Annotated in this window: 7 protein-coding genes; all 7 read right to left on the bottom strand. The window is 60.3% G+C overall.

The window, feature by feature from the left end; translation table 11 throughout:
- A partial coding sequence (aceA, locus tag ACIP1X_RS24940) for an isocitrate lyase (protein WP_400755599.1) occupies positions 1 to 1,115 on the bottom strand: 1,115 nt, incomplete at its 3' end.
- A 474-nt stretch (positions 1,116 to 1,589) separates the two neighbouring features.
- A complete protein-coding gene (locus ACIP1X_RS24935) occupies positions 1,590 to 2,351 on the bottom strand; it encodes a secretin N-terminal domain-containing protein (protein WP_400755598.1) in 762 nt (253 codons plus the stop codon).
- Between the two features lie 391 nt (positions 2,352 to 2,742).
- Positions 2,743 to 3,168, bottom strand: a complete 426-nt coding sequence (locus tag ACIP1X_RS24930; protein ID WP_053121618.1) for a GNAT family N-acetyltransferase — start codon at positions 3,166 to 3,168, stop codon at positions 2,743 to 2,745.
- The gene (locus tag ACIP1X_RS24925) at positions 3,161 to 4,330 is read right to left on the bottom strand and encodes a JmjC domain-containing protein (RefSeq protein WP_400755597.1); all 1,170 of its coding nucleotides are present in this window, start codon (positions 4,328 to 4,330) and stop codon (positions 3,161 to 3,163) included. The genes ACIP1X_RS24930 and ACIP1X_RS24925 overlap by 8 nt, the downstream gene beginning before the upstream one ends.
- A gap of 86 nt (positions 4,331 to 4,416) precedes the next feature.
- Positions 4,417 to 5,787, bottom strand: a complete 1,371-nt coding sequence (gene purB, locus ACIP1X_RS24920; protein ID WP_400755596.1) for an adenylosuccinate lyase — start codon at positions 5,785 to 5,787, stop codon at positions 4,417 to 4,419.
- A gap of 126 nt (positions 5,788 to 5,913) precedes the next feature.
- The gene (gene hflD, locus ACIP1X_RS24915) at positions 5,914 to 6,537 is read right to left on the bottom strand and encodes a high frequency lysogenization protein HflD (RefSeq protein ID WP_400755595.1); all 624 of its coding nucleotides are present in this window, start codon (positions 6,535 to 6,537) and stop codon (positions 5,914 to 5,916) included.
- Positions 6,534 to 7,049: tRNA methyl transferase PRC-barrel domain-containing protein (locus ACIP1X_RS24910; RefSeq protein WP_400755594.1), on the bottom strand; the 516-nt coding region annotated here is incomplete at its 5' end. The genes hflD and ACIP1X_RS24910, both read right to left, overlap by 4 nt.

The raw sequence follows: 7,049 nt of genomic DNA, 5'->3' as shown, positions 1-7,049 counted from the left end.
TTGAACATGCTGTGCCACATGTTGTGAATGCCGGCCAGGGTGATGAACTGGTGCTTGTAACCCATGGCGGACAGTTCGCGCTGGAACTTGGCGATGGTCGCGTCGTCCAGGTTTTTCTTCCAGTTGAAGGAAGGCGAGCAGTTGTACGACAGCAGTTGGTCCGGGTATTCCTTTTTGATCGCTTCGGCGAAGCGACGAGCCTCGTCCAGATCCGGTTTGGCAGTTTCGCACCAGATCAGGTCGGCGTATGGCGCGTAAGCCAGACCACGAGCGATGGCTTGATCCAGACCGGCACGTACCTTGTAGAAACCTTCCTGAGTGCGCTCGCCAGTCACGAACGGCTGGTCGTACGGGTCGCAATCGGAGGTCAGCAGGTCAGCGGCGTTCGCGTCGGTACGGGCCAGAATGATGGTCGGGGTGCCGGCAACGTCAGCAGCCAGACGCGCAGCGGTCAGCTTCTGTACGGCTTCCTGAGTTGGAACCAGTACTTTACCGCCCATGTGACCGCATTTTTTCACGGAAGCCAGTTGGTCTTCGAAGTGAACGCCGGCGGCGCCTGCTTCGATCATGCTTTTCATCAGCTCGTAAGCGTTCAGCACGCCGCCGAAACCGGCTTCAGCGTCAGCCACGATCGGTGCGAAGTAGTCGATGTAACCTTCGTCGCCCGGGCCTTTGCCGGCTTTCCACTGGATCTGGTCAGCACGACGGAACGAGTTGTTGATGCGCTTGACCACGGTTGGAACCGAATCCACCGGGTACAGCGACTGGTCCGGGTACATCGATTCGGCGGAGTTGTTGTCCGCAGCAACCTGCCAGCCCGACAGGTAGATCGCCTGGATGCCGGCTTTGACTTGTTGCACAGCCTGGCCGCCGGTCAGGGCGCCCATGCAGTTGACGAAATCTTTCTCAGGACGGAAGGACGGCTTGGCGCCCTGGGTTACCAGGTTCCACAGCTTCTCGGCGCCCAGTTTTGCAAAAGTGTGCTCAGGTTGAACCGAGCCACGCAGGCGGACGACGTCAGCAGCGGAGTAAGCGCGTGTCACGCCTTTCCAGCGCGGGTTTTCAGCCCAGTCTTTTTCGAGGGCTGCAATTTGCTGTTCGCGTGTCAGTGCCATGGAGATAAACCTCGTCGCGTCTTTTATGAAAAGTTGTTCTGCGGTGGAAAATTCCTGCGCTCGCTGACCAGAAGCTTAGGGGGTCAAGTCGGATTCGGCGGGGTAGGCGACGGGATGAACGATGGGCTCGAGGGGAAGTGAGCAGGTAGTGGCGGACTGCGGGCGCATTCGGGCGTCGTGGGCCTCTATACGGTCTACAGCGTGGAGCCGGGTTACCTAATTACGCTTCCGTCCCTCGGGACAACTTCGTTCCAGTCGGCAACCTCGTCAAACACACCTTGTGGGCGGTACAGACACGAAGCGGTTCGCGGGGTAGGTGCGAACATCGCTTCGAAGGCCCTTGCCAGGGCCTCTGATTAGCGGGAGCGAGGCCATCATGCCTTTGCTTTTTTGCCTCGTCAAACGTTTTGTAGTGCTTTTTTTCAAGCACTACATCTTTCGTCTAATACGACTAATCAGTCAGTTTTCGGTGAGTTAGTCCAAGGTGTCGACTTTCACCCGCAAGGTCATGTCATCCCGGCCTTGAGTAGAGTAGCTGCGGGTCAGGCCCTGTTTGTCGGCCTGAGTCTGGCTGTTGACGCCGGCGAGGGTGATCCACTCACCGAGGCGGCCGGTGACGGTTGTGTCAGTGCTTTGCACGTTCACTACATCGGGACGTTCCTGGCTCATGCGGTCACGGTTGGTACTGATCGCCAGGTGAACGGTGTCGCCGGTGACGCTGGCGGTAACGTAGAACCCTTGAGTGACGTTGCGATACTGGGTCTGGCTGCTGTAATCGCCGTAGGAATTACTCTGGCTGCTGGTGATCGGCACGCTTTGGCCTACTTGAATCAGCGCCGGTGCGCCCTCGCTGGCCTGTACTTGCTGGATGCCGCCGTTACGGCTGGTGGTGCTGCGGCTGATGATGCGGGTCTGGTTCGGTGGGGCGCCGTTGATGGAGTAGCCTTCGTCGCCGCGACCATTGTTTTCGTTGGTGTCGACGGTGATCAGCAGGCGTTTGGGCGCGGTGTCGAGTTGTGACAGCAGATCCTTGAGTTCCTGAATCTTGCCCGGCTCAGCCTTGACGATGAGCTGGTTGCCGTAGGCGCTGACCTGGCCGTCCTGACCGATGAAGTCCTGCGCCACCGGCAACATATCGGCGCTGGTGTGGTACTTGAGGGGCACGATTTCTGTGGCTGCCATCACCGAAAAACTGCAACCGAGCAGCAGGGTGGTGAGCAGGGTGCGTAGGGACATGTCCGTTATCTCCGCGTTCGAAAGGCTTGATATTGCCAGTTTGTCGGCCTCGGGTGGGGCAAGTTGAATGCTGGACAACAAAACGCCCCGGCATCGTTGGATGCCGAGGCGTTTCGAGAACTGCTTTTGTGGCGAGGGGATTTATCCCCGATGGGCTGCGAAGCAGCCCCAAATCCTTCAAACGCGGTGCATCAGGTAGACCGAGTTTGTCGGGTTGGCGACTGCTGCGCAGCCGAACGGGGATAAATCCCCTCGCCACAGGGTTTGCATGATCGTTCCCACGCTCTGCGTGGTAATGCAGCCAGTGACGCTCTGCGTCAAATGCCGCAAGGGACGCGGAGCGTCCCGAGAGGCATTCCCACGCAGAGCGTGGGAACGATCAGGGCGGGGTTCAGGCCGAATGGCGAACCATGTCGACGTGCGGAATCCCGGCTTCGAGGAATTCCTCGCTGACCAGGCTGAAGCCCAGGCGCTCATAGAACGCCGTGGCTTGCACTTGCGCGCTGAGCATCTGCTCTTTCAAGCCGCGTGCTTCCGCTTCGGCGATGACCGCTTGCATCAGCGCATCACCGACCTTCATCCCGCGCCAGTCTTTCAGCACCGACACGCGGCCGATGTGGCCGTCAGGCAACAGGCGCGCAGTGCCGATCGGGAAGTCGCCTTCAAACGCCAGGAAATGCACGGCGCTGGCGTCGTCCGCGTCCCATTCCAACTCAGGTGGCACCGATTGCTCGGCGATGAACACCGTTTCACGAATGCGCCGGATCTCGGCGATGTCTTTCTGCCAGTCTGCGACACGAACGCGAATCTTATTCATCAGCGAACCCCAAGCTGCCTTGCTTGACCAGTTCGCAGAGCAGGCCGGCACCGTCTTCGTCGTTCAGCCACTCGCCGAGGTTGTCGGCGTGCAGGGCGTCGGCGGCGCAGATCAGTTTCAGCAGCTCGCGCAGTTTGCCCGGCAGGTAGCGGCTCTGGCCGCTGGCGAACAGCAGCAGGTCGTCATCGACTTCCGACCACGCCAGACGCGCGCTCGGATTGCGGATCAATACAGCGCCATCCTGCAGAGCGCTGAGGAAGTCTTCTTCTTCGACGTCTTCCGGTCCAACCACCAGCTCTGGATAGCGCGGCTCGGTCATGTACTGGCCGAACCAGGTCAGCAGCAAACGCTCGTCGCTCATGTGTTCGGCGAGCAGGCTTTTCAGGCGATCCAGGGCATCGTGCTGAATCTGGTGCGGGTCAGCGGCCGGCTGCGCGTCGGCGTCGGTGTAGCGCTCTTCGTCAGTGAGGAACTGGCTGAGGAAGTCGGTAAAGTGGGTCAGCACTTCAGAGGCGCTCGGCGCGCGGAAGCCGACCGAGTAGGTCATGCAGTTGTCGACCGCGACACCGCAGTGAGCCAGTCGCGGCGGCAGGTAAAGCATGTCGCCCGGTTCCAGTACCCATTCTTCGGTCTCGTGGAATTCGGCGAGGATGCGCAGATCCGCGTGTTGCAGCAGTGGGCTCTCGGAATCGCACATCTGGCCGATTTTCCAGTTGCGCTTGCCGTGACCTTGCAGCAGGAACACATCGTAGTTGTCGAAGTGCGGACCGACGCTGCCACCCGGGGCGGCGAAGCTGATCATCACGTCGTCGACGCGCCAGCTCGGCAGGAAACGGAAGTTTTCCAGCAGTTCGCTGACTTCCGGCACGAACTGGTCAACCGCCTGCACCAGCAGCGTCCACTCTTTTTCCGGCAATTTGCTGAATTCGTCTTCAGCGAACGGGCCGCGACGCAATTCCCATGGGCGCTCGCCGTGCTCGATCACCAGACGCGATTCGACTTCTTCTTCCAGGGCCAGACCCGCCAGCTCGTCGGCGTCGATCGGGCTTTCGAAGTCAGGGATTGCCTGGCGGATCAGCAGCGGTTTTTTCTGCCAGTAGTCGCGCAGGAATTCGCGTGCGGTGATGCCACCCAGAAGTTGCAGAGGAATATCAGGATTCATGTGTAACCTATTGAAAAAAAGCACTTTTCAGACGGGAATAAAAACGCCCGGCGCGGCCGGGCGTCTCAAACGGGGCAAACGGTCGATCAGATGCGTTTGGCTTGCGCTACAGCGTTGCCGATGTAGTTGGCCGGGGTCAGTTGCTTGAGCTCGGCTTTCGCTTCGGCTGGCATGTCCAGACCATCGATGAAAGTCTGCAGCGCTTCAGGGCTGATGCCCTTGCCGCGGGTCAGTTCTTTCAGCTTCTCGTATGGGTTTTCGATGTTGTAGCGGCGCATCACGGTCTGGATCGGCTCAGCCAATACTTCCCAGCAAGCGTCGAGGTCAGCGGCAATCTTCTGAGCGTTCAGCTCGAGTTTGCTGATGCCTTTGAGGCTGGCTTCGTACGCGATCACGCTGTGGGCGAAGCCGACACCGAGGTTACGCAGTACGGTGGAGTCGGTCAGGTCGCGCTGCCAGCGGGAGATCGGCAGTTTGCTCGCCAGGTGCTGGAACAGTGCGTTGGCGATACCCAGGTTGCCTTCGGAGTTTTCGAAGTCGATCGGGTTGACCTTGTGAGGCATGGTCGACGAACCGATTTCGCCAGCGATGGTGCGCTGCTTGAAGTAACCCAGGGAGATATAGCCCCAGATGTCACGGTCGAAGTCGATCAGGATGGTGTTGAAGCGCGCGATCGCGTCAAACAGCTCGGCGATGTAATCGTGCGGTTCGATCTGCGTGGTGTACGGGTTGAAACCCAGACCCAGCTCGTCTTCGATGAAGGCGCGGGCATTGGCTTCCCAGTCGATCTGCGGGTAGGCCGACAGGTGCGCGTTGTAGTTGCCGACAGCGCCGTTGATCTTGCCCAGCAGCGGCACGGCAGCGACCTGAGCAATCTGACGCTCGAGACGGTAAACCACGTTCGCCAGCTCTTTACCCAGAGTGGTCGGCGAGGCCGGTTGACCGTGGGTGCGCGACAGCATCGGCACGTCAGCGAAACGGATGGCCAGTTCGCGGATGGCTTCGGCGGTCTGGCGCATCAGCGGCAGCATCACGTCGTCACGGCCTTCACGCAGCATCAGGGCGTGGGACAGGTTGTTGATGTCTTCGCTGGTGCAGGCAAAGTGGATGAACTCGCTGACCTGGGCCAGTTCCGGCAGCTTGGCCGCCTGCTCTTTGAGCAGGTATTCGATCGCTTTGACGTCGTGGTTGGTGGTGCGCTCGATCTCTTTGACGCGCTCGGCGTGCTCCAGCGAGAAGTTTTCAGCCAGTTCATTGAGAACGGCGTTGGCCTCGGCGGAGAAGGCTGGCACTTCTGGGATACCAGCGTGGGCGGCCAGGCGCTGGAGCCAGCGCACTTCAACCAGAACTCGGGCACGGATCAAACCGTACTCGCTGAAAATCGGGCGCAGGGCCTGGGTTTTGCCGGCGTAGCGGCCGTCAACAGGGGAAACCGCAGTGAGCGAAGAAAGCTGCATGGGGTGTTCTCGGACAGTCGGGCAACGAAATGGGGCGCGTATCATACATGAAAAAATCCGCCGGTCCGTTGCCAACTGACCGGCGTATTACGCGTTACAGACTACAAAGTGTTTATTGCGTAGCGTTTACTCGCTGCGCATCAATGGATACAGCTCTTTGAGCAGCTTGCGCCGGCTGATCACCAACTGCCAGCGATGGCCGCCGAGCTGTCGCCACAGGCGTGCCGAACGGATGCCGGCGAGCAGCAGGGCGCGAATTTTCGAGGCGTTGCTCGGTTGTTGCAGGTTGCGCATGTCGCCGTGCACCTGAATCCGTTGGCGCAAGGTACTCAGGGTGTCCTGATACAGCGCGCCGCAGGCGGCAATCACGTTTTCATGGGCCGGGCCGAAGTGTTCGACCTGCGACTGAATCTGCGGCAGACGCTTGCCGATCACATCGAGCATGTCGCCGCGTTTCGCCAGTTGGCGTTCCAGACCGAGCATCGACAGCGCATAACGCAATGGCTCGCGCTGCAAAGTGCTCGGGTCGCGTTCGAGGGCGCCGATCAGCGCCCGATAGCCTTCGCGCAGATTGAGGTCATCGCCGCCGTACACGTCCAGCGTGTCCTTCGGGTCGCGCACCAGCAGGCTGCCGAGCATGCAACTAAGGCCAGCTTCGCTGGTCTGGCCGGTCTTGGCGATCCGGTCGACCAGCACGGCGGCGAGAAACACGCCGCCCAGCGCCGTCAGTTGTTCCTGAGTCGGGCTCATGCCTGGCCGCTCCACGGCTCGGCGACTTCGATCACGCCGCCGCCGAGGCAGATTTCTCCGTCGTAGAACACCACGGACTGACCCGGCGTCACCGCACGTTGCGGTTCGTCGAACACGGCGCGGTAGCCGCTGGCGGTTTTTTCCAGGGTGCAGGCCTGGTCGCTCTGGCGATAACGCACTTTCGCGGTCAGGCGCAGCGGCTGGCTCAGGTCGATCGGGTTGACCCAATAGATTTCCGAGGCGAGCAGGGCGCTGGAGAACAGCCACGGATGGTTGTTGCCCTGGCCGACAATCAGCTCGTTGGTGTCGAGATCCTTGCGCAGCACGTACCAAGGCTCGTCGCCGGCGTCTTTCAAACCGCCGATACCGAGGCCCTGGCGCTGACCGATGGTGTGGTACATCAAACCGTGATGACGGCCGATGACTTCGCCTTCGGTGGTCTTGATCTCGCCCGGTTGCGCTGGCAGGTATTGCTTGAGGAAGTCGCTGAAGCGACGCTCGCCGATGAAGCA

The organism is Pseudomonas sp. NPDC088885, from assembly GCF_044750025.1.
GTDB classification, from domain to species: Bacteria; Pseudomonadota; Gammaproteobacteria; order Pseudomonadales; family Pseudomonadaceae; genus Aquipseudomonas; species Aquipseudomonas rustica.
The sequence above is the reverse complement of the archived record's forward strand: the minus strand, read 5'-3'. Positions and strand labels throughout refer to the sequence as shown.

What these genes read in the sequence shown, in the direction of transcription:
- ACIP1X_RS24935 (WP_400755598.1), bottom strand. Translation starts at nt 2,351, where the DNA reads ATGTCCCTACGCACCCTGCTCACCACCCTGCTGCTCGGTTGCAGTTTT.
- ACIP1X_RS24930 (WP_053121618.1), bottom strand. Translation starts at nt 3,168, where the DNA reads ATGAATAAGATTCGCGTTCGTGTCGCAGACTGGCAGAAAGACATCGCC.
- ACIP1X_RS24925 (WP_400755597.1), bottom strand. Translation starts at nt 4,330, where the DNA reads ATGAATCCTGATATTCCTCTGCAACTTCTGGGTGGCATCACCGCACGC.
- purB (WP_400755596.1), bottom strand. Translation starts at nt 5,787, where the DNA reads ATGCAGCTTTCTTCGCTCACTGCGGTTTCCCCTGTTGACGGCCGCTAC.
- hflD (WP_400755595.1), bottom strand. Translation starts at nt 6,537, where the DNA reads ATGAGCCCGACTCAGGAACAACTGACGGCGCTGGGCGGCGTGTTTCTC.